Annotated in this window: 19 protein-coding genes; 15 read left to right on the top strand and 4 right to left on the bottom strand. The window is 67.5% G+C overall.

Features of this window, described 5'->3' with window-relative positions:
• The first annotated feature begins 128 nt into the window (after window positions 1-128).
• The 3 genes from VFB33_05160 (at window position 129) to VFB33_05150 (ending at window position 4,250) form a co-directional block, all read left to right on the top strand.
• On the top strand, window positions 129-959 hold the full coding sequence (locus VFB33_05160) for an ABC transporter ATP-binding protein (protein ID HZO81062.1): 831 nt from the start codon (window positions 129-131) through the stop codon (window positions 957-959).
• A 246-nt stretch (window positions 960-1,205) separates the two neighbouring features.
• Window positions 1,206-1,331: a hypothetical protein gene (locus VFB33_05155; GenBank protein ID HZO81061.1), complete on the top strand. Its 126-nt coding sequence runs from the start codon at window positions 1,206-1,208 to the stop codon at window positions 1,329-1,331.
• A 120-nt stretch (window positions 1,332-1,451) separates the two neighbouring features.
• Entirely contained in the window at window positions 1,452-4,250 is a 2,799-nt protein-coding gene (locus tag VFB33_05150; GenBank protein ID HZO81060.1) for an MMPL family transporter, read from the top strand.
• Window positions 4,251-4,275: 25 nt separating this feature from the next.
• Here VFB33_05150 and VFB33_05145 read toward each other — a convergent pair whose 3' ends face one another.
• The gene (locus VFB33_05145; GenBank protein HZO81059.1) at window positions 4,276-4,611 is read right to left on the bottom strand and encodes a gamma-butyrobetaine hydroxylase-like domain-containing protein; all 336 of its coding nucleotides are present in this window, start codon (window positions 4,609-4,611) and stop codon (window positions 4,276-4,278) included.
• A 171-nt stretch (window positions 4,612-4,782) separates the two neighbouring features.
• Between VFB33_05145 and VFB33_05140 the strand changes: the two genes are divergently transcribed.
• Window positions 4,783-5,259: a flavin reductase family protein gene (locus tag VFB33_05140; GenBank protein HZO81058.1), complete on the top strand. Its 477-nt coding sequence runs from the start codon at window positions 4,783-4,785 to the stop codon at window positions 5,257-5,259.
• 99 nt (window positions 5,260-5,358) lie between these two features.
• On the top strand, window positions 5,359-6,414 hold the full coding sequence (locus VFB33_05135) for an isocitrate/isopropylmalate family dehydrogenase (protein ID HZO81057.1): 1,056 nt from the start codon (window positions 5,359-5,361) through the stop codon (window positions 6,412-6,414).
• A gap of 32 nt (window positions 6,415-6,446) precedes the next feature.
• Here the strand turns inward: VFB33_05135 and VFB33_05130 are convergent, their stop codons facing one another.
• Window positions 6,447-7,367: a lysophospholipid acyltransferase family protein gene (locus VFB33_05130; GenBank protein ID HZO81056.1), complete on the bottom strand. Its 921-nt coding sequence runs from the start codon at window positions 7,365-7,367 to the stop codon at window positions 6,447-6,449.
• An 84-nt stretch (window positions 7,368-7,451) separates the two neighbouring features.
• Complete coding sequence (gene gspD, locus VFB33_05125) at window positions 7,452-10,022, bottom strand: type II secretion system secretin GspD (GenBank protein ID HZO81055.1); 2,571 nt, start codon at window positions 10,020-10,022, stop codon at window positions 7,452-7,454.
• A 380-nt stretch (window positions 10,023-10,402) separates the two neighbouring features.
• Here gspD and VFB33_05120 point away from each other — a divergent pair, with 380 nt between their 5' ends.
• The 9 genes from VFB33_05120 to VFB33_05080 all read left to right on the top strand — a co-directional run bounded on the left by VFB33_05120 (window position 10,403) and on the right by VFB33_05080 (window position 19,312).
• Window positions 10,403-11,659 (top strand): ABC transporter permease, encoded by a 1,257-nt coding sequence (locus VFB33_05120; protein HZO81054.1) that lies wholly within the window; start codon window positions 10,403-10,405, stop codon window positions 11,657-11,659.
• A complete protein-coding gene (locus tag VFB33_05115) occupies window positions 11,652-12,380 on the top strand; it encodes an ABC transporter ATP-binding protein (protein ID HZO81053.1) in 729 nt (242 codons plus the stop codon). Before VFB33_05120 ends, VFB33_05115 begins: the two co-directional genes overlap by 8 nt.
• Window positions 12,381-12,546: 166 nt before the next feature.
• Window positions 12,547-14,922 carry an outer membrane protein assembly factor BamA gene (gene bamA / locus VFB33_05110; protein ID HZO81052.1) on the top strand — a complete coding sequence of 792 codons (2,376 nt, stop codon included), beginning with the start codon at window positions 12,547-12,549 and terminating at the stop codon, window positions 14,920-14,922.
• A gap of 108 nt (window positions 14,923-15,030) precedes the next feature.
• Window positions 15,031-15,657, top strand: a complete 627-nt coding sequence (locus tag VFB33_05105; protein HZO81051.1) for an OmpH family outer membrane protein — start codon at window positions 15,031-15,033, stop codon at window positions 15,655-15,657.
• A gap of 10 nt (window positions 15,658-15,667) precedes the next feature.
• Window positions 15,668-16,123: a 3-hydroxyacyl-ACP dehydratase FabZ gene (fabZ, locus tag VFB33_05100; GenBank protein ID HZO81050.1), complete on the top strand. Its 456-nt coding sequence runs from the start codon at window positions 15,668-15,670 to the stop codon at window positions 16,121-16,123.
• Window positions 16,120-16,923, top strand: a complete 804-nt coding sequence (gene lpxA, locus VFB33_05095; protein HZO81049.1) for an acyl-ACP--UDP-N-acetylglucosamine O-acyltransferase — start codon at window positions 16,120-16,122, stop codon at window positions 16,921-16,923. Before fabZ ends, lpxA begins: the two co-directional genes overlap by 4 nt.
• Entirely contained in the window at window positions 16,916-17,719 is an 804-nt protein-coding gene (lpxI, locus tag VFB33_05090; protein ID HZO81048.1) for a UDP-2,3-diacylglucosamine diphosphatase LpxI, read from the top strand. Before lpxA ends, lpxI begins: the two co-directional genes overlap by 8 nt.
• Window positions 17,712-18,665: a Gfo/Idh/MocA family oxidoreductase gene (locus tag VFB33_05085; GenBank protein HZO81047.1), complete on the top strand. Its 954-nt coding sequence runs from the start codon at window positions 17,712-17,714 to the stop codon at window positions 18,663-18,665. Before lpxI ends, VFB33_05085 begins: the two co-directional genes overlap by 8 nt.
• On the top strand, window positions 18,662-19,312 hold the full coding sequence (locus VFB33_05080) for an SCO family protein (GenBank protein ID HZO81046.1): 651 nt from the start codon (window positions 18,662-18,664) through the stop codon (window positions 19,310-19,312). The genes VFB33_05085 and VFB33_05080 overlap by 4 nt, the downstream gene beginning before the upstream one ends.
• A 71-nt stretch (window positions 19,313-19,383) precedes the next feature.
• Here the strand turns inward: VFB33_05080 and VFB33_05075 are convergent, their stop codons facing one another.
• Window positions 19,384-19,842, bottom strand: coding sequence for a universal stress protein (locus tag VFB33_05075; GenBank protein ID HZO81045.1), 459 nt, complete (start codon window positions 19,840-19,842; stop codon window positions 19,384-19,386).
• Window positions 19,843-19,976: 134 nt separating this feature from the next.
• Between VFB33_05075 and lpxB the strand changes: the two genes are divergently transcribed.
• Window positions 19,977-21,200 carry a lipid-A-disaccharide synthase gene (gene lpxB, locus VFB33_05070; protein HZO81044.1) on the top strand — a complete coding sequence of 408 codons (1,224 nt, stop codon included), beginning with the start codon at window positions 19,977-19,979 and terminating at the stop codon, window positions 21,198-21,200.
• The last annotated feature ends 63 nt before the right edge of the window (window positions 21,201-21,263 follow it).

The raw sequence follows: 21,263 nt of genomic DNA, 5'->3' as shown, positions 1-21,263 counted from the left end.
GCTCCCCAGGTTCGATTTTAGTCGGCGCCTGCGCGGCCTTACAACCGTGCGCCGCGAACGCGGCGATTTCCCACCCGCCCGTGATCGATTAGAGTTGAGGCGCGCCGCATGGATGGCCCGCTCTCACGATGCCCCGTCTTTACTCCGCCCCCGCCGACAACCATCGCCCAGTAATCGAAATCCAGGGGCTGCGGGTTGAGCGCGACGCACTGATTCTCGAGTCCATCGACTGGCGCGTCGAGCCTGGTCAGCATTGGGTGATCCTCGGCGCCAACGGGTCGGGCAAGACTTCGCTGTTGAGCGTGCTGACCGGCTATCTCGCGCCCACCGCGGGCACGCTCCGGGTGCTGGGCGAGACTTACGGGCGCGCCGACTGGCGCGAGCTGCGCACGCGGATCGGGCTCGTGAGCTCGTCCATCCGCCAGCTGATGCCCGGCCATGAGAGCGCCCTGAGCGCGATCGCCAGCGGGCGGCGCGCGATGATCGGGATGTGGGGCGAGGTCGGCGAGACGGAAATCCGCCGGGCCCGCGAGATTCTCGCCGAGGTCGAAGCGGACTACTTGGCCGAGCGCCCGTGGCGCTTCCTCTCTCAGGGCGAGCGCCAGCGGGTGCTGATCGGGCGGGCGCTGATGGCCGATCCGGCTCTGCTCATCCTCGACGAGCCGTGCGCCGGGCTGGACCCGGTTGCACGCGAGCATTTCCTGGCCTTTATCGAGCGCCTGCTCGCGCGTCCCGCCGCGCCGACCCTGGTGCTCGTGACTCATCATGTCGAAGAGATCGTGCCGGGGTTCTCGCACGTGCTTGCGCTGCGCGCAGGGAGGGTTCTGGCGTCGGGGCCGCGCGAGAGCGTGATGACCTCGGCGAGGTTGAGCAGTGCGTTCGACGCACCGGTTCAGTTGACCCACAGCGGCGGCCGCTATTCGCTGACAGTAGGGGCGGCGCCATCGAAGGTCGTGTAGAGTTGTTCGCGCGCGACGGCATCGCCCCACGGGGCCTCGGCCGATTTCGAGTAAAGCAAGCGCCCGCCTCGGCGGCGATTCCACCTATCGTTTCGCTCCGCGAAAACTGGTAGCGTTTTACGCTTGACAGGCCCGCTAGCGGGCGCGCGCCGCCTGGGGCGCGCGGGCGATATCGGCAAAGAGGAGTTCGGGCCCGGGCGGCTCGCACAAACGCATAGTATGGGTTGGAAAATCGCGTTCGCTTTGATGCTCGCTTCGGTCGCTGCGGCGGCCGCGCTGGTCGGCCGCGGAGAACCGAAGGATGCGCTGGCGGTGGAGGAGGAGGCGGCGAAGCAGTTGAACGCGCTTCGGGAGTATTTGTTCCGGCGCTGATCCGGCCGGCGTGTCCATCGCGGCCTTCTCCGGCGCGCGGCGCGTGCGATGCCGCGCATGAGGGACGCCTGCACTCCCGACGCTCCGCCCCCTGCGTTCCCGGCAGAGGAATCGTTAAGCTTGCGATACCGATTATTTCGCGCGCTCGCCGCGCTCAGCCTTAAACGGCCCTGGATGGTGCTGCTGGCCGCGACCGCCCTTGCGCTCGCCAGCGTGATTTACACGCGGGCGCGCCTGGAGTTCCATACCGGGCAGGACGACCTGATCACTCCCAACAGCCGCGCCGCGCGCAACTACCTCGACTACACCCGCGAGTTCCCCGACCTCGACGGCTTGATTATCGTCGTCAGCGCCGCGCCCGACGGCGCGCGCGCCCGCAGCTTCGTTGAAGCGCTGGCGGCGCGGCTGAGCGCCGACCGCGCCAACGTCAAGGCCGTCTTCTACAAGATCGACCCGGGCGCCTTCGCCGACCGCGCGATGCTCTACATGAAGCGCGCCGACCTCGACGCGCTGGCCGCCAATATCCGCGCGGCCTACCCAATGCTGCGCGGCTACGCCGCCGACCCCGGCCTGGCGGGCTTCTTTACAATGGTCAATCGCGGGATCGACGGCCAGATGCGTGCGATGGCGGCAGCACGTGCGCGCGACCCCCACGCCGCCGCGCGCGCGGCCGCCCCGGCCGCCGCGTCGGGAAACAGTCCGATGCCGGCCGCGTTCGATACCAGCGCGATCGATACCGTGCTCCAAGGGATGCTCGCCTATGCGGCCGACGGCAAATACGTCTCGCCGTGGCAAACGATGATCCGCGGGGGCGGCGATAACGGCGGCGCACTCGGCAATCAGGGCTACCTGCTGAGCGACAACGGCAAGTACCTGCTCCTGCACGTCGCGCCCGGCGACGGGGCCAAGGACGGCCCCGACCCGGTCGAAGCCATCCAGAATGATCTCGACGCCGTGCGCGCCGCCTTTCCAGAGGTACTGGCCGGGATGACCGGCGGGCCGGCGCTGGCCCATGCCGAGGAGGCCACCACCGCGCACGATATCGCGCTCGCCTCGCTCATCGCGATCACCTCCAACGTGCTGCTGCTGGTGATCCCGTTCCGTGCGCTGGTCGAGCCCGCCTTCGCGATCCTCGCGCTGCTCGCCGGTGTCGCCTGGTCGTTCGGCTTCACCACGCTCGCGATCGGCCATCTCAACCTGCTCTCGGCGGTGTTCACCAGCGTGCTCGCCGGTATCGGGATCAACTTCCCGGTCCATCTCATGGCGCGCTATGACGAGGCGCGCCGCCAGGGCGCCGACCTGTCGCGCGCGGTCGAGCTGGCCGTGGTCAACACCGGCACCGGCGTCTTCGCCTCGGCCTGTATCATGGCACTGGCCTTCCTGACCCCGGTGTTCACCGACTTCCGCGGAATCGCCGAGCTCGGGATCGTTTCGGCGGCCGGACTCTTCCTTTGCCTGGTTTCGGCACTGCTGATCTTCCCCGCGCTGGCCGTGCTGCGCGAGCGTTACTTTCCGGCGCGGGTGCGCCCGCAGCTTGCGCCGCGCGCGCGCCGCTCGCTGCTCGAAGCGTTCTTCCGCCGTCCGATGCTGATAGTTGCGGGCGCGGCGGCGATCACCGTCTGCGCGGTCTTTATGACCAGGCGGGTGAGCTTCGACCAGAACGTGCTGAATCTCCAGGCCGAAGGCGCCGAGGCGGTCAAGTTCGAGAACCTGCTGCTCAAGGACTCGGGCCGCTCGTCGTGGTTCGCGGTGTCGCTGGCGCCGACGATGGAGGCGGCGGAGGTGCGCGCGACGGCCTTCCGCAAACTGCCCGAAGTCTCCGACGTCGAAACCATCGCGACTTATATCCCCGACGATCAACCGGCCAAGCTGGCGACGCTCCATACGCTGGGCGCGATGCTTGCGCCGATCGAGCTGCCCGCCGCTGTCCGCCCGAGCAATCCCGCGGCGCTCGCGCGCGAGCTCAGGGAGCTGGAGGTGAAATTCACGATGCTCGCGCGGGCCGCCGGTGCGCAGGCGGCCGCCTCGGGCGTCGCGAAGACGGCGGCGCTCGCCAACGCCGCGGTCGCGCGCCTTCAGGCCAGGCCCGACGCATTTGCGGGCTACGAGCTTGCGACCAACGCCGACCTGCGCGCGCGCCTGGCCCAGCTCAAGCGCGATCTCAACACCGACGCGGTGACCGCGGCCAACCTGCCCGAGGTAATCCGCGAACGCTTCATCGGGCGCGGCGGCCGCTACCTGGTCCAGGTCTACCCGCGCGGCGACATCTGGGCCGACGCGCCGCTGGCGCGCTTTGTCGGCGCGCTTGAGAGCGTCGATCCGGACGTGACCGGCCCGCCGGTGCAGACCTACAACATCGCCACCGTGATGCGCCGCGGTTACGAGCGCGCGGCGGTGCTCGCGCTCGCCGCGGTGCTGGTCTTCGTCTTCGCCGACTTCCGCAACCTGCGCGACACGGCGCTGGCGGTGGTACCGCTGTTCTTCGGCGGAGCGTGGCTGCTCGAGGCGATGGGCGGGCTCGGATGGGAATTCAATCTGGCCAACCTGTTCGCAATCCCGATCATCATCGGCACTGCGGTCGACAACGGCGTCAATATGGTCTATCGCTGGCGCGAGGAGCGCGACAAGTCGGCGCTGATCCTGACCCGCGCGGTCGGCAAGTCGGTCACGATCGCCACCCTGACTACGATCGCGGGCTTCGCCGCGCTCATCCCGGCCACCCATCGCGGCATCTCCAGCCTCGGCTGGGTGCTGAGCCTCGGCGTCTCGTTCATCCTGGTTGCGACGCTGCTTGTGCTGCCCGCCCTGTTCGAATTGCTCGGGCGGCGGCTGGAGCCCGCCCCGTCGGCGGCGGAGCCCGTAGCTATCGAGGACGAACCAGCGCCGCGCAAGGCAGCCTCCGGCGGCCTTCGTCGCTAGACTTACTCGGAAAAATCGGCAACGGTCAGCCGCCGGTGATCGGCTTTTCCGGCTCGGCCACGCAGTGAGCGCACCGACAAAGCGCGCGCAGATCGGCCGTGGTGTAGAGCGTCTCGTGCCCGTCCACCCATCCGAGGAACACGCCTTGCTCGCCCAGGCGCGATAGCTGCGCCAAGCGCTGGCTGGCAGCGGGAATCTCGCCGTCGATATGGCCGCCGCAGGTGTGGCACGGGCAGGCGCGCCTGAGGTTCTCCAGCGGATAGATGCTGTCGTGCCCGTCGGCCCATCGCACGCCCACTGCGTAGCGGCCGACGTCGTTGAGGCTCACGATTCGGGACGTCTTTGACTTGTTCAGCGCCATTGGTGCACTCTTGGCGCTGGATTATAGCATCGCCGCGCGCCGCGGCCGCATCGGCCGGCGCCCGCGCAATGCTCGCGCGCGGCACCAGATTAAAACGAATCCAAGGCCCAGGCCGGACTAACCTCTGCGCTCTCGAGCGCGGCTTGGCGGCAGCGGAGAACGGAGAAAACGATGGACGAAAATGCGAAGAAGAAAGCGCTCCTGATGATCCCGTACGGTCTGTTCGTGCTCGGCGCCCGTAGCGGCGAGCGCCAGACCGTGGCCACCATTAACTGGGTCACTCAGGCAAGCTTCAAGCCGCCGCTGGTGGTGGTCGGGGTCAAGGCCGACTCGACCGCCCATGCGCTGATCAAGGAATCCAAGGTCTTCACGCTCTCGATGCTGGCGAGCGGGCAGAAGGCGGTCGGGATGGCGTTCTTCAAGCACGTCGAGCCCAAGGACGGCAAATTCGGCAACTACGCCTTCGAGGCGGGCAAAAATGGCGCGCCGATCATCAGCGACGCGCCGGCGGCGGTCGAGTGCAAGGTCGTCGGGTTTTACGAGCTGGGCGACCACAGCGTGGTCGTCGGCGAGGTCACCGAAGGCCATCTCAAGCGCGAGGCCGAGCCGCTGACGCTCAAGGAGTGTGGCTTCAATTACGGCGGCTGAGCATCGCGCGCGCGCGGCTTTAAGGCCGTCGCCGCGCGTGCGGGCGAGCTTTCGCCAACCCTCGCCTCGCGCAAGAGGAAGGACTAACGAGGGCAGGGCATGGCCAGGAAACGAGTCGTAGTGCTGCCGGGCGACGACGCCGCGCCGGAAACGGTGGGCGCGGCGATGGAGGTCCTGCGCGCGCTCGCGCCTGACATCGAGTACGTTGAGTTTCCGCCCGGCGAGCAGTGGGTGCGCGGCGTCACCGACGTCAACGCGCGCGCCGCGATCGACGCCTCGGACTCGACGCTGTTCGGCTCGACCTCGGGCAAAACCGTGGCGATCGGCTACCTGCGCTGGGGCAAGGAAACCTACGCCAACGTGCGCCCCGCGCGCTATATTCCGGGCGCACGCAGCCCGCTCGCCCGCCCCGACGGCATCGACTTCGTCATCGTGCGCGAGAACCTCGAGGACCTCTACCTCGGTCTGGAAGGGCCGTTGGAGGTTCTGAGCCCGCTCAAGCTGCACAGCAAGATCACGCGCTCGGCGCTGGACACCTCGATGCGCGGCAAGTTTGCGATCAAGATCATCACCGAGCGCAACACCCGGCGGATCGTGGACTTCGCCTTCCGGCTCGCGCGCAAGCGGCGCGCAGCGGGCGGCAAGGGCAAAGTCACCTGCACCTCGAAGTACAACATGCTGCGCGAGTCGGACGGGCTGTTCCGCCAGATCGCCGAGGAGGTGGCGGCCGCCTATCCCGACATCCGCTACGAGCAGTTCATCATCGACGACTTCGCGCGCCGCGTGGTGCAGAGCCCGCACGAGCTCGACGTGGTCGTGATGCCCAACCTCTACGGTGACATCATGTCGGACGCGGCAGCGGGCACCGTCGGCGGGCTGGGGGTCGCGCCCAGCGGATGCTACGGCGACGAGTACGCTTACTTCGAGTCGGTCCACGGCACCGCGCCCGACATCATGGGCAAGAACATCATCAATCCGACGGCGACGATGCTTTCGGCGGCGATGATGCTCGAGTACCTCGGTTTCGAGGACGCGGCGCGACGCTTCGAGCAAGCCGTGCGCAAAGTGTACGCGGAGGGCCGCCTGCTGACACCCGACCAGGGCGGCCATGCGAGCACAGCCGACTTCACCCGCGCCGTGGTCGCAAACCTGTAGCCGGCGCCGCGCGGATTCAAGCGCGGCCTGTATCAGTAGAACCGCTGCTCGCCGGGCGGACGGGTCTTCCAGCGCCGATGGATCCAGTTCCAGTGGTCCGGATGGCGCCGGATCATCTCCTCGATAATCGCGGTGTAGCGCTGAGTGTTGAGCTGCACCGATTCCTCGCGGCCGGCGCCGCGCAGCGGCTCCAGCGGCTCCAGGCATTCGAGCCAGTGATGGGTGCCAGTGCCGTCGCGCACCATGAAGGCGGGCACCACCGGCGCGCCGGTCGCCAGCGCCAGGCGCGCCAGCGCGTCGCTGGTCGAGGCCTTGAGCGAGAAGAAATCGACGAACACGCCGTGGCGCACGTCGAGGTCGAGCGGAATTCCTACCATCCAGTTCTGGCGCAGCAGCCGGATCACGTCGCGTCCGGCCCCTTTGCGCGGAACGACCCGGTTGCCGAAGCGGGTGCGCGCCGCCAGCACCGCCGCGTCGATCAGCGGATTGCGCAGCGGGCGATGGACGACGGCGACCCGATTACCATAGATCGAATGGGCCAGGATGAGGAACTCGAAGTTGCCAAAGTGGCCGGTGAGGATCAGGATCCCGCGGCCCTGAGAGATCTCCTCGGCGCGCCGCCAGTTCTCGATGTTACGGTAGGTAGCGAAGCGCTCGATGTTGTTGCGGTCGAGGCTCGGGAAGTGCATCCACTCCGCCAGCATCCGGCCCCAGTTCTCATAGGTCGCGCGCAGGACGGCGAGGCGCTGCCCCGGCGACATCGCGGGGAAGGCTATCCCCAGGTTGCGCATCGCAACCGGGCGGTCGATGCGGTCCAGACCCATCGCGAGCGCCCCCAGCCGCGCGCCAAGTCGCACCGCCCGCTCGCGCTCAAGCATCCTCAGCGGCGCGGCAAGCGCGCCGACCGCGGCGTACTCCAGCCGCGCGCGTAGCGGACCGGTCTGGCGAGCCATCGCCGAACGAGCGTTCCAGAGCGCGGGCGGCCGCGCAAGCGTGGGCGGTGCCGCGCTGGGTCCGCCGTCGCGCGAACGCGCGGCTTACGGCTCGGCCGCAATCGCCGGCGCTCTCGCAGAACCAAGCGGGCTCGGCGAACCGAAACCGGAAGATGAAGATGCGCTCGGCGACGGAGGCGAAGCCGCCACAGCCGGCGGCGAAGCCGTCGCGGCCGAAGCCGACGCCGCAAGCGGCGCAGTGCCGGAGGTCGACGCCGGCGCCGCCGCGACGGAGGAGCCTGCGCCCTTCTTGATCGCGTTCTTCGAACCCGGGCCGATGATTTCGGTGTTGGGCGGAGTCGCAGGCGGCGGCGCCACCAGGCTGGAAGGCGCGGAGCCGAAGCCGACCGCGGCGCCAGCCGACGGCGCCATCATCGCGCCCCGGCTCTGGAGATCCTGCGCGGGCGACACCGGCACGCTGAAGCTCGGCTGGTTGAGCTGGCGGAACTGCTGCACTGGCATCTGATGCATCTCGCGCCGGCCGAGCGCGTCGATGAAACGCTGGCGCTCGTCAAGCGCGAGCGAGCGCAAATCCTCGCGCGTGCGGACCACGTGCGGGGTAAGAAACACCAGCAAGTTGAGCTTCTGCTTGTTGCTGCCGTTGTCGCTGAACAGGTTGCCGAGCACCGGGATGTCGGAAAAGAACGGCACGCCCTGGCGTTGGATGGTGTTCTGATCGGAGAGTAGGCCGCCGATGACGGCGGTGCGGTGGTCCTGCACCATCACGGTGGTCGAAGCCGAGCGGATCGTGGTCGTCGGGCCGAGCGGATTGTTGACCGACTGCGGCGTGTTGACGACGTTGGAAACCTCCTCGTATACGTCCAGCCGCACATAGTCGCCCTCGGAAACCTGCGGGATGATGTCGAGGGTGATGCCGACGTTCTGACGGTCAACCGAGTTGAAGATCTGGCCCGGCAGACCCGCGTTGGCCGCCGCCGAACCCACGAACGGCAGGTTCTGGCCGACCACGATCATCGCCTCCTCGTTGTCGGCGGTGAGCAGGGTCGGCGCCGAGAGCACGTTGCTGTGAGTGTCGCTCTCCAGCGCGGTCATCAGCGCCACGTCGCATGGCACGCTTACGTTGCTACTGCTCGCGTTGACGGTGCCGGTGGCGCCACTGGTCAGCGTGTTGGTCACCGAGGCTGCCAGGTTGACCGGAATGCTGCACACGCTGGCCGAGGCGAGGCCGATGCCCAGGCCGGTGATGCCGAGCGGATTGGCGAGCGCGGTCTGCAGCTGGCCGAAATTGAGCTGGGCGACGCCGAGGGTGCTGCCGCTGATATTGGAGGCGGACTGGAAGTTGACTCCGATGTCGCGCGTGCGCTGGGCGCTGACCTCGACGATGATCGCCTGGACGAAGACCTGGATGCGCGGGATGTCCAGTTGCTCGATCACCTGGCGTAGGGTTTGGTAGTCCTGCGGCGATGCGCTAACGATGAGCGAATTGGTGGCCGGGTCGGCGGTCACCGTGACCGGATTTTCGAAATCCGGCGAGCGCGTCGTCCCGCCCCCGGTGCTGGCGCTAATCGGTCCGCTCGCGGCCGCGCTGCTGCTGCGCGAGCCCATCGGCGAGCCCATCGCGCCCCCGAAGGCCGAGTTCGCGCCGTAGCCGCCAAACGAAGTGGCGCCCAAGCCGCCATAGCCGCCCAAGCCGCCGCCCATCCCGCTGAACCCCAGACCGCCGAACCCCGAACCGAAACCGCCGCTATAGTTGCCCAGCGCGCTGCCGCGGCCGAGCGAATTGCGCCCGGTCACAGGTGACAGCGTCGTCGGAGCGCCCGAGCCGCCGAGCAGGCCGTTGAGCACCTGGACGATCTCGGCCGCCGAGGCGTTCTTGAGATGAACGACGTGGATGCGGGTGGTCTCGTTGGGCGGATGGATATCGAGCTTGGCCACAAGATCCTTGATGGTACGCATCTGGAGCGGGCCCGCCAGCACGATCAGCGAGTTGGTACGCTCGTCGGGCACCACCTTGAAGCCGCCGGTCGGACCCTGCGCCGCTGGCGCGACCACGCCCATCCCGGGCCGCGGCAGACGCACTCCCTGCTGGGCCTCGCTTTTGGCGCTCATGATTTTCTCGATTTGCGAGGCCACGTCGGCGGCGAAAGCGAGCTTGAGCGGGATGACCTCGATGTTCTGCTGCACGCCCTGGACGTCGAGGCTGCCGATGATCTTGAGCAGGCGCTGGATGTTGTAGGCGTTGTCGGTGAGGATGAGGGTGTTGTCCTCGGGATAGGCCGCCACTAGCCCGTCATGCGAAACCATCGGCTGGACCACGCTGACCAGCGAGGCGGCGTCGATGTTCTTCAGCTTCACCATCCGGGTCACGTACTCGTCGCCGCGGAGCTCGCCGGGCTCCTGGGAGGTAGTCAGGGCTGCGGTCTCGCGGACCTGGCGTGCGGGTACGATCTTGACCACGGGGCCGGCCTGGACGGTGGCGAAGCCCTTGAGCTGAAGGACCGACTGGAAAATCGAGTAGGCCTGCTGGGGGGTGACCTTGGTCGGAGAGATGATGCTCACCTTGCCGCGGACGCTCTCGTCGATAACGAAGTTCTTGCCGGTTATCTCACTGATGAACTTGGCCAGGACCGGGATATCAACGTCCTGAAAGTTCATCGTGATGAGATTCTGATCCTGCGGCCGAGGCGCATCGGCCGCCTGTGCGTGCGCACCGATGACGCAAAAGCAGACCGCGAGGGCAACCGCCCCGGCCAACCAGCGATTCATTGAAGTTCCCCTTTGCGGAAGCCTATGGCGAGGTTATAGCGGGCGGGCAACGCGCGAGGCAACCGCGCAGCCGCCTTAGCCGCCGGCGCGCCGTTGCAAAAGTCCGATCGCTCACGGACTATGGGTTGCGGGAGCTTTCCGCGATTCCACATGACCTTTGCCGATAGCCCGCCCGGCCTGCTGCACGCCACCGCCTTCTGCTGCGCGGGGCCGCGCCACAACGCCCCTATCGGGCCCTCCAACCGGTGCGCTTCGAATACCTGATAGGGATGCGCTACCTACGGGCGCGCCGGCGCGAGCGCTTTGTCTCGCTTATCGCGATCATTTCGCTCAGTGGAGTGGCGCTCGGCACCTTCGCGCTCACCGTCGTGCTGGCGGTGATGAGCGGCTTCCAGGAAGACCTGCGTCAGCGTCTGCTCGCCTTCACGCCGCATATTACAGTCGAAAGCGCCAATCCGGGCGCCGCTAATCCAGCCCCGTTGGAGCGGCGGATCGCCACGATGCCGGGGGTCGAGGCGGTGGCACCGTACATTTCGTCGCAGGTGATGGCGGTTTCGACCAACGCGGAGGGCGTTCCAGGTTACGTGGCGGGCGGGATGCTACGAGGGGTCGTGGCGCATAACAACCCCGTCCTGGGCGAGCTCAAACAGACGCTCAAGGCTGGGGACTTGGCGGTGCTCGATCGCACCTATCCCGCCACGGTTACCGAAAAAGGAGCCCAGCGCACGGTTCAGCTCCCCGGAGCGATTATCGGCGACGCACTGGCAACCGAGCTCGGCGTGCGAATGGGCAGCGCTATCGTCGTCATTTCGCCCGCCACGCTCGGCGGAGGGCTGGGTGGGCCCCGCCTGCGCAGATTCGTCGTCGCCGGGTTATTTCACTCGGGGATGTATCAGTTCGATTCAACTCTGATTTTCGTCGCGCTCAAGCAGGGGCGCGCTCTGCTGGCCGACGATCCGCAGCTCGAAAGCGGACTCGAAGTCCGGGTGCGCAAGCTGTTCGATGCGCCGGCGATTGCTGGTGAGATCGCCGGCCTGGCCGGTAGCGCCTTCACCGTCAGCGACTGGACGCAGGCCAATGCAGCGCTGTTCTCGGCGCTGGAGCTGGAAAAATTCACCTATTTTCTGGTCCTGCTGCTGATTGTGCTGGTGGCAGCCTTCAATATCGTCGCCACGCTGGTGATGGTCGTGATGGAACGGCGCAAGGAGATCGCGATCCTGCGTACGATGGGCGCGCGGGCGAGTTCGGTGGCGGCGATCTTCCTGTGCGAGGGCGCCGCGCTGGGGGTGGTCGGCACCGCGGCCGGGGTCGTCGGGGGCTTTCTCACCTCGTATCTCATCGGTAAATACCATCTGATCCGGCTGCCGCCCGACCTGTTCATGGTCAGCGCCGTGCCGGTGCGTCTTTATCCGCTCAACTTCATAGCGGTGGCAGTCGCTGCGGTTATCCTGTGCCTGGGCGCCGCGCTCTACCCGGCCTTCAAGGCGCGTGCGCTCTCGCCGGTCGAGATCCTCCGCTATGAGTAAAGGCGCAACCCCAGCTTCCGCACCGGGCGCGCAGCGCGCTGCCGTGCTGCTGCGCGCTGAGAAGCTCGACAAGAGCTTCTACGACGCGGGGCGCGAAATCCATGTCTTGCGCGGGCTGGAAGTCGAAGTGCACGCCGGCGAGGAGATTGCGATCGTCGGCCAATCGGGCGTCGGCAAATCGACCCTGCTCCATATCCTCGGCAGCCTTGAGCAGCCGAGCGCCGGCAAGGTTTACTTCGAGGGCCAGGACCTGTTCGCGCTCAGCGAGCGCGCGCTGGCCGAATTCCGCAACCTCAAGCTCGGCTTCGTCTTCCAGTTCCATTACCTGCTCGCCGACTTCAGCGCGCTGGAGAACGTCATGATGCCGGCGCTGATTGCACGAATGGCCGAGCGCGAGGCCGAGCGGCGCGCGGGCGAGATGCTCGAACTGGTGGGCCTGGGCGACAAGCTGCATCGCCGCCCGGCCGAACTCTCCGGCGGCGAGCAGCAGCGGGTGGCGGTGGCGCGCGCGGTTGTGCTGCGTCCGCGCCTGGTGCTGGCCGACGAACCGACCGGCAACCTCGACCCCCAGACCGCCGACGAGGTCCACCAACTCTTCCACCTGCTCAATCGCGAGCTCGGAATCACCCTGGTGGTGGCGACCCATAACGAGCGGCTCACCCGCAGCATGGGCCGCGCGCTCAGGCTGCGCGACGGACGCCTGTTCGAGGAACGGGGCTAGCCGGCGCGCCACCAGCCAGCGCGCGGACCAAGGCGGCGGAGATCACCGCGCGGAGCGCGGAAGCGCAGCCGACAGTGCACAACCAACAGGGTGCGCCGTCGGTCTTTGTTTACTTCGCGGAAGCGATTGGTTAGCTTGGTCGCGCCTCAAAGCGGGAAGGTGAGTGGTGGAATTGCGCAGGAGGCGCCGCTTCGGCGCGCGCTGGGCCCATGCAGCACTGTTGCTCGTCGCGCTGATGCTCGCTGCAGTGCCGGCGCTCGCGCAGCCTGCCGCCCCCGTCATTTCCCAGATCCGTATCGTCGGCAACCAGCGCGTGGAGGAGGACGCGATTCGCGTCCACGTCTCGGCGCAACCCGGCCATCCGCTCGACCCCGCCACGGTCGACCGTGACGTAAAGGCGATCTACCGCATGGGCTTTTTCGACCGGGTCAACGCCGCGGTCGAGCAGCGCGGGGGACAGTCGATCCTGGTCTACCGGGTCAAGGAACGCCCGCTGGTAACCGACGTGCGGCTGGAGGGGATGAAGAATATCAAGCCCACCAGCGACGAAGCGGTAGCGGCGGTCAAGCTGCACTCGGGCGCGATCCTCAATCCGCAGGCGGTACAGGCCACCGAGCGGGCGCTCAAGCAGGTTTACGAAGCCAAGGGCTACCTCGACGCCACGGTCAGTTTCAGCACCGTCGCCCAGCCCAACAACACTGCGGTGGGCATCTTCCGCATAACCGAGGGGCCGCTGGTGCAGATCACGGCCGTCAACTTCGTCGGCAACAAGGAATTCTCGGCGCGCAAGTTGCGCACTCTGATGGAGACGCGGCCGCACAACCTCCTCAGCCGCTTCTTCGGTACCGGCGTGCTCGATCGCACCAAGCTCCAGGAGGACGTCGACCGCCTGACCGCCTTCTATTACAACCATGGCTATCTCCAGGTGCACATCGGCGACCCCATTGTCACCCGCCACGACAACTCGCTCACGGTGACCGTGACCATCAACGAGGGCCCGGTGTTCAAGGTAGGAACGGTCGACGTCGCCGGTGATCTGAAGTTCCCCAAAAAAACCCTGCTTGAGAAGCTTACCCTCAAGCCCAAGGACACCTTCAGCGGCGCCGACATGGAGCACGACGTGCTCACCTTGTCGGACTTCTACTCCGACCGCGGCTACGCCTTCGTCAACGTCGATCCGCGCACCGCGGTTGATCCGTCCGCACATGTCGTCAACATCACCTACGCGGTTACTCCCGGCAATGAAGTGCTCGTCGATCGCATCCGGATCTCCGGCAACACCAAGACCTCGGACAAGGTGATCCGGCGCGAGATGCAGATTCAGGAGCAGGAACCCTACTCGGCCTCCAAGATCCAACAGTCCAAGATGCGCCTGGACCGGCTCGGCTTTTTCCAGAGCGTGCGCATCTCGACCTCGCCCGCCAACCAGCCCGACAAGATCGATCTCGACGTAAACGTGCAGGAGGGCAACACCGCCTCTTTCCAGGTCGGCGGCGGCTACGACAGCTACAGCTCGGTGTTCGGCACTTTTCTGCTGCAGAACACCAATCTCTTTGGCGGCGGCGAAGCGGCGGCGCTCAGCGCCGAGATCGGTTTCCTGTTCGAGAACTTCAGCGTGAGCTACACCGAGCCGTGGTTTCTCGACATGCCGCTGTCGGTCAGCATCCAGGGCTTCGACAACCAGCTCTTCCTGTTCAGTTTCGACCAGAGCGAAGCCGGCTTCATGATCAACAGCGGCTATCCGCTGGCCGACCTCGGTCTGCGCCGGATCGGCCCCTTCTCGCTGGAGAACATCAGCGCGAGCCTCGGCTATCAGTTCGAAAGCGTCGGGATCACGGGGCTGGCGCCGTTTACCACGTTCGATATCCAGCGCGCCAAGGGCTTCACCCGGGTCTCGGAGATTCTGCCCTCGATCCATCGCTTCACGGTTGACAACCCTGTCGACCCGCGCAGCGGCTCGGTCCAGAGCCTCGACATGGAAGTCGCCGGTCTCGGCGGCACCCCGTTCATCAAGGGCGTGGCGCACGGCCACTGGTTTATCCCATTCATCAAGAGCCCGACCTTCGGCGAGTGGGTGTGGTCGCCGGCGATCACGTTCGGCATCGGCACCCAGTTGAGCGGCGGGACCGGCGGGGAGCTGCCGCTGTACGAGCGCTTCTTTCCGGGCGGACTCAACGGCCAGGGCCAGGTGCGCGGCTACCAGATCTATTCGCTGGGTCCGCAGGTGACCGAGTTCAACCAGTTCGGGCAGCCGTTCGCCGTCGAGCAGGTCGGCGGCAGCAAGGAATTGCTGTTCAGCCAACAGGTTAACTTCCCGCTGATCGAGGCGCTGGGGCTGCGCGGGCAGATTTTCCTCGATGCTGGCAATTCCTTCAGGCTGCGCGACTCGCTCTCGCTCGACGCCCTTCAGTACGCCTGGGGCGTCGGGCTTTTCTGGAAGTCGCCCTTCGGCCCGATCAACGTCGACATCGCCCGCCCGATCAACCCGCGGCCCAACGACCTCCACATCGCGTTCGACTTTGGCGCCGGGGCGCCGCTCTAGCTTGGGGGGCGTAAAATCGGCTTAAATGTGCGGCAGGCATTGAGGCGGCGGGCGGAGACTCGCGCCCGCCGGCACTCGGTTCGCGTCCACGGGAGGGATGTAAGTTCGATGAGGAAAGGTCTGATCCTTGGTGTCGTGCTGTTGTTTGTCGCGGCTGCGATACCGGCGCAGGCGGAAGTCAAGCTGGCCTACGTGGATATCCAGCGCGCGCTTAACGAGTGCCAGGCCGGCAAGAAGGCCCGCACCAGCATCCGCGCCGACGCCGAACGCGCACAGGCCAAGCTCCAGAAGGAGCAGGCGACGGTCCAGGCCCTCAAGGATGAGCTCGACAAGAAGGGGATGCTGATGCCGCCCGACCAGCGCCAGAACCTTCAGGACGAGCTCGGCCGCAAAATGCGCAGCTTCCAGGACGACGTGAAGAACGAGCGCGAGGAGCTGCGCCAGAAGGACAATGAGGTCACCGGCGCCATCGTGCGCGACCTCGCCACCGTGGTCCGTCAGCTCGGCGAAAAGAACGGCTACACGATGGTGATGGAGAAGAACGGTCTGCTCTGGGGCATCCCCTCGGCCGACATCACCGACGAAGTTATCCGCACCTATGACGCGATGAACGTCAAGGCCGGCTCGCTCGCGGCCGATCCGCGATGGGAAGGTGCGGGCGCCGCGGCGACTGGCAGCAAGGGCGCCGAGGGCGGCGGTAGCTCGATCCGCAAACATTCGAGTATCTCGAAGTAGCGCGCACGCCGTGGGCGGCGATTTCAATCAGGCCGAGCTCGCCCGGCTGCTCCAGCGGTTGCCCCACCGCTACCCCTTCCTGATGGTTGACCGGGTGCTCGAGTTGGACGGCGAGCGCGTGCTCACGCTCAAGAACGTGAGCATCGACGAGCCGTTCTTCACCGGCCACTTTCCCGGCCGGCCGGTGATGCCAGGCGTGCTGGTGGTCGAAGCGATGGCTCAGTCCGGTGCGCTGCTCGCGCTGGCGATGCGGCGCGGGGAGCAGGCGGGGCTTTTCATGCTTACCGGAATCGACAAGCTGCGGCTGCGCCGGGCGGTGGTCCCCGGCGATCAGTTGCGCATCGAGGTCCGCCTGCTCAAACACCATCGGCCGCTGTGGAAAATGCGCGCCGAGGCGCGCATCGATAGCGAACTGGTGGCCGAGGCCGAGTTGTCGGCGATGGAAGTCGAGGAGGCAACGCCATAGCCGGCCACATCCATCCCAGCGCCATCATCGACCGCCGTGCCGAGCTCGACTCCAGCGTGGAGGTCGGACCGGGCGCGGTGATCGGCGCCGAGGTCAGGATCGACGCCGGTACGTGGATCGGACCGTACGCGGTGATCGAAGGCCGCACCACGATCGGTAAGCGCAACCAGATCTTCCAGTTCGCCTCGGTGGGCGCTGCCCCCCAGGACCTCAAGTACCGGGGCGAACCGTCGCGGCTCGAGATCGGCGACGACAACCGCATCCGCGAGTTTACCACCATCCATCGCGGCACCGAGGGCGGCGGGATGCTCACCCGCATCGGTAACCACGTGCTGGTGATGAACTACGTCCACATCGCTCACGACTGTATCATCGGCGACCACTGCATCCTCGCCAACTCGACCGAGGTCGCGGGCCACTGCGTGCTCGAGGAGTGGGTGGTGTCGGCCGGGATGTGCGGGATTCATCAGTTCAGCCGGATCGGGGCGCATGCGATGCTCGCGGCGGGCTCGAAGGTCGCTCAGGACGTGCCGCCTTACGCGATGGTGGCCGGCGGCGAGCGCGCGCGGCTGGTGGGCGTCAACACGATCGGCCTCGAGCGCCGCGGCTTCGACGCGGAAACCGTGGCTGCCGTGCGCGCCGCCTTCCGCACGCTCTTTTATTCCAAGCTTCTGCGCGACGAAGCGATCAGACAAGTGCTCGATGAGCACGGCGCGCGCCCCGAAGTCCGCCGGCTCATCGACTTCATCCGCGCCTCGGAGCGCGGCGTGGTCGGCCGCGAGCGCGAAGACCGTGACTAGGCTCGGCCTGATTGCGGGCAATGGCGTCTTCCCGCTCGAGGTCGCGGCCGCGGCGCGCCGGCGCGGCGTCGCGGTCGTCGCGGTCGCCCATCGCGGCGAGACCGACCCGCGCCTGGCGGAGCTGTGCGACGAAATCACCTGGATCCGCGTCGGCGAGCTGCAGGCAATGATCGACGCCTTCAAGCGCGCGGGCGTCGCCGAAGCTGCGATGGCGGGCGGAATTGCGCGCGCCCGGTTGGGCGAGTCGTTCGCGCCCGACGCGCGGGCGATCACGATGCTCGCGCGGGTGGGCCGATTTAGCGACGACGCGCTCCTGCGCGCGGTCGCCGCCGAGGTCGAGGCCGACGGGATCGCGATGATCGACCCGGTGCCGCTGCTCGACGACGCGCTCGCCGGGCGCGGCAGGATGGCCGGGCCGGCGCCCAATGATGCGCAACTGCGCGACCTTGACCTCGCGTTTGCCGTCATGCGTGCGCTGGGCGCCTTCGACGTCGGCCAGGCCGCGGCCGTGCGCGACGGGGTGGTCGGCGCGATCGAAGCGATCGAGGGCACCGACGCCGCGCTCCGGCGGGCGGCGGCACTGTGCGGCCGCGGCCTGGTGGTCGCCAAGGTCGCCAAACCGGGCCAGGACCTGCGCTTCGACCGCCCCGCGATCGGTCCCGCGACGATTGAGCTGCTTGCCGAGATCGGCGCCGCCGCCATCGGCGTCGAAGCCGGCCAGGCGCTGATTCTCGACCGCGCGCGCACCCTGGAAGGCGCCGAGCGCGCCGGCATCACGGTATGGGGCCATGAATGAGCTGCGCGTCGCGGTGGTTGGCGCCGGACGGCTCGGCTCACTGCATGCCCTGAAGTACGCCGCCCTGCCCGGCGCGGCGCTCTCCCACGTGGTTGACGTCGCGGTCGAGCGCGCGCGCGAGGTTACCGCGCGTCACGGCGGCGTGGCGCTGGCCGACTACCGCGAGTTGGCAGGCAAGGTCGACGCGGCCAGCGTCGCCGCCCCCGGCAGCCTCCATCACGAGATCGCCTCCTTCCTACTCGCCCACGGGATCGACGTCCTGCTGGAAAAGCCGATGGCGGCGAGCGTGGCCCAGGCGCGCGAGCTGGCGGCGCTCGCCGCGCGCACCGCGCGCATCCTCCAGATCGGCCATCTCGAACGCTTCAATCCCGCAATCGTCGAGCTACGCGCGATGGTGCGCGGCCCGCGCTTCATCGAATGCCATCGCCTCGCCCCGTTCACCGAGCGCGGAACCGACGTCGACGTCGTACTCGACCTGATGGTGCACGATCTCGACGTAATCCTGACCCTAACCGCGGCCGAGGTGGCGTCGATCGAAGCGATCGGCGTCGCTGTGCTGACCGAGCAGGTCGACGTCGCCAACGCGCGGCTGCGCTTCAGCGACGGGCTCATCGCCAACCTCAACACTAGCCGTGTTGCCCCCCGGCGCGAGCGCAAAATCCGCATCTTTCAACCCGACGCCTACATCTCGGTGGACTACGAGGCGCGGCGTATCCAGCTCTACCGCAAATCGTCGCCCCCGCCCGGCGCCCTTTACCCGCAAATTTCCGCGCGCCAGATTGATCTGGGCGAGGGCGACCCGCTGGCCGATGAGATCGCCGCTTTCGTCGATTCGGTGCGGACCCGGCGCGCGCCCGCGGTCAGCGCACTCGACGGGCTGCGCGTGATGGAAGTGAGCGCGCGCATCCATGACGCGATGCGTGCCGAAGCCGAACGCATGCGATGAGTTGCGCGAAAAATTCCGCCGCCGTCCGCTCGCACGCCGGGCTCGCCGGCGCGCTGGCCGCCCTGACGCTGGCGTGGAGCGCCGCCTTTGGACTATCCGGATGCGCGCGCAGGCCGGCGGAAATCATCGAGCCGGGCTCGTATCCAGCGGCCAATCCCAACGATTGCCTGCCCGACATCACGCTCATCGATCAGCACGGGCATGACGTGACGCTCAGTTCGCTCAAGGGGCGTCCGGTGCTGATCGATTTCATCTATACCACCTGCCCGGGGCCCTGCCCGTTGATGACCGCACGGATGGCGGCGGTCGCCAATCTCCTCGGGGCGCAACTGGGGAGCAAAGTCACTTTCCTCTCGATCACGCTCGATCCCGAGCACGACCATCCGCCCCGGCTCCTGAAGTATGCGCAGGCGGCCGGCGCCGACCGGCCCGGATGGCTGTTTCTGACCGGGGCGCCGATGCAGATCGAGCAGCTGATGGCGATCTATCGCCTGCGCCGCGAGCGCAACGCCGACGGCTCGATCGAGCACGCCACGGTGAGCTTCCTGCTCGGCCCCGACGGGCACCAGCTTCGCCAATACGCGCCGCTGCACGTCAAGGCTGCCGCCGTGGTCGCCGATATCGAGCGCGCGCTGGCCCGCAGCTAGAGCGGGATCGACCGTCTGAATCGCACTTGCTGCGGAACTGAACTTCAACTGCGGCTGAACTGCACAGCCGTTCAGCGATGCGAGGGCAGGTGGCGGCTCGGATGGCGCGCGACCATCACCGGCACATTGGCGCTGCGCAGCACCTTCTCGACCGTGCTGCCGAGCAGCATATGGCGCAGCGCGCCGCCGCCGTGCGTGCCCATCACGATCACTCCGGCGTGCTTCTCCTCGGCCGCCCGCAGGATTTCGAGCGCCGCCTCGCCCGACTTGGTCGTCAACTCGAAGTTGGTGAAGCCGGCCAACACGTCGTCGAAGCGATGGATTAGCTCGTGGGACTTCCGGACCGCGTTGGCTTCGAGTGCCGGATACTCGCCGTGAGGCTCGCCGTATAGATGGTCGAGTGGATTTTCGATCACGTGCAGGATGTGGAGCTTGGTGCCGCACAGTTCGGCGAGCGTGCGCGCGTAGCTCAGCGCATGGGCGGAATCTTCGGAAAAGTCGGTCGCAAACAGTATGTTTTCGAGCTTCACCACCGGCGTTTCTCCCAATTGCCGAAGCGGGACGGCGCACCCGCCCGACGTGAATCTCGCGCGGCAAGCTACTTCGTTTGCCGTCCGACTGCAAGCCGTCCAAAGCCGACGCGGACGCCGCGGGTCGCCCGCCCATGTGGCGCGCGCGGCGCTTTTCCAGCACAATCCTGACCGTGAGCGCAACCCCGACTCATCGCGCGGGCGCGGCCGGTGCCGCACCGGCGTCCGCGCGCCGGCGGATTCTGATTGTCGCCGGCGAGGCCTCGGGCGACCTTCACGGCGCTGACCTCGCCGCGCACATTCTCGCCCGCAACCCCGAATACGAGCTGTTCGGCATCGCGGGCGAGCGGATGCGCGCGGCGGGGGTGCGCGCGCTGGTCCGCACAGAGGACATCGCCGGACTCGGCCTCGCCGAGCTCGCCTCCACTATCCGGCGCACACTGGGCGCGCTGCGCCAGCTCAAGATGATCGTGCGGCGCGAGCGCCCCGACCTCGTCATCCTAATCGACTTCGCCGAGTTCAACATGTCGCTCGCGCGCGCGGCCAAGCGCGCGGGCGTTCCCGTGCTCTACTACATCGCGCCCCAGGTATGGGCGTGGCGGCGCGGGCGGATCGCTCGAATCATCGAGCGCGCCGACCGCCTCGCCGTCGTTCTGCCGTTCGAGGCCAGGCTTTACGCGCAGGCCGGCGGGCGGGTCAGCTTCGTCGGCCATCCGCTGCTCGACCGCGTCGTCCCCGCCCAGGATCGCGCCGCTACGCTCAAGCGCCACGCTCTTGGGCCGTATGCGCGGCTGCTCGCGCTGCTGCCGGGCAGCCGGCGCGGCGAGGTGCGCTACCTGCTGCGGCCGATGGTCAAAGCGGCGCGCGAGCTGGCGGCCGATCACGGCCTGATGCCGGTGGTCGCGCTCGCGCCGACGCTCACGCCCGCGCAACTGCACGAAGAGGGCGGCGTGGACCTCGACGGAATCCGCATCATCGAGGGCGACACCTACAGCATCGTGGCGGCGAGCGAGTTGGCGCTGACCGCTTCGGGCACGGCGACGCTGGAAACGGCGCTGCTCGGCTGCCCGATGGTGGTCGCGTACAGGATGTCGCCGCTGACCTACGCGCTCGCGCGCGTCCTGGTGCGCGGCGTCAACCATATCGCGATGCCCAACATCCTGGCCGGACGTGAGATCGTGCCCGAGCTGATTCAGCGCCGGGTCACCGTGCGCAATCTGATTCGCGCCGCGGAAAACCTGATGGTCGAGCCGTTGCGCACCCAGACACGCGAGGCGCTGCTCGCGCTGCGCGCGCAGCTGGGCGAGCCGGGAGCAGCCGCGCGCGTCGCCGCGATCGCGCTCGAAATGATGTCATGAGGCCTAAGGGCGCGACGCCTGCGGCGGCCGGTTTCGTCGCGGCGCCATCGATGCCGGAATGAT

Source organism: Candidatus Binataceae bacterium, assembly GCA_035650475.1.
Classification (GTDB): Bacteria; Desulfobacterota; Binatia; order Binatales; family Binataceae; genus JAKAVN01.
Note: the sequence above shows the minus strand (reverse complement) of the source record. Positions and strands in the feature narration are given on the sequence as shown.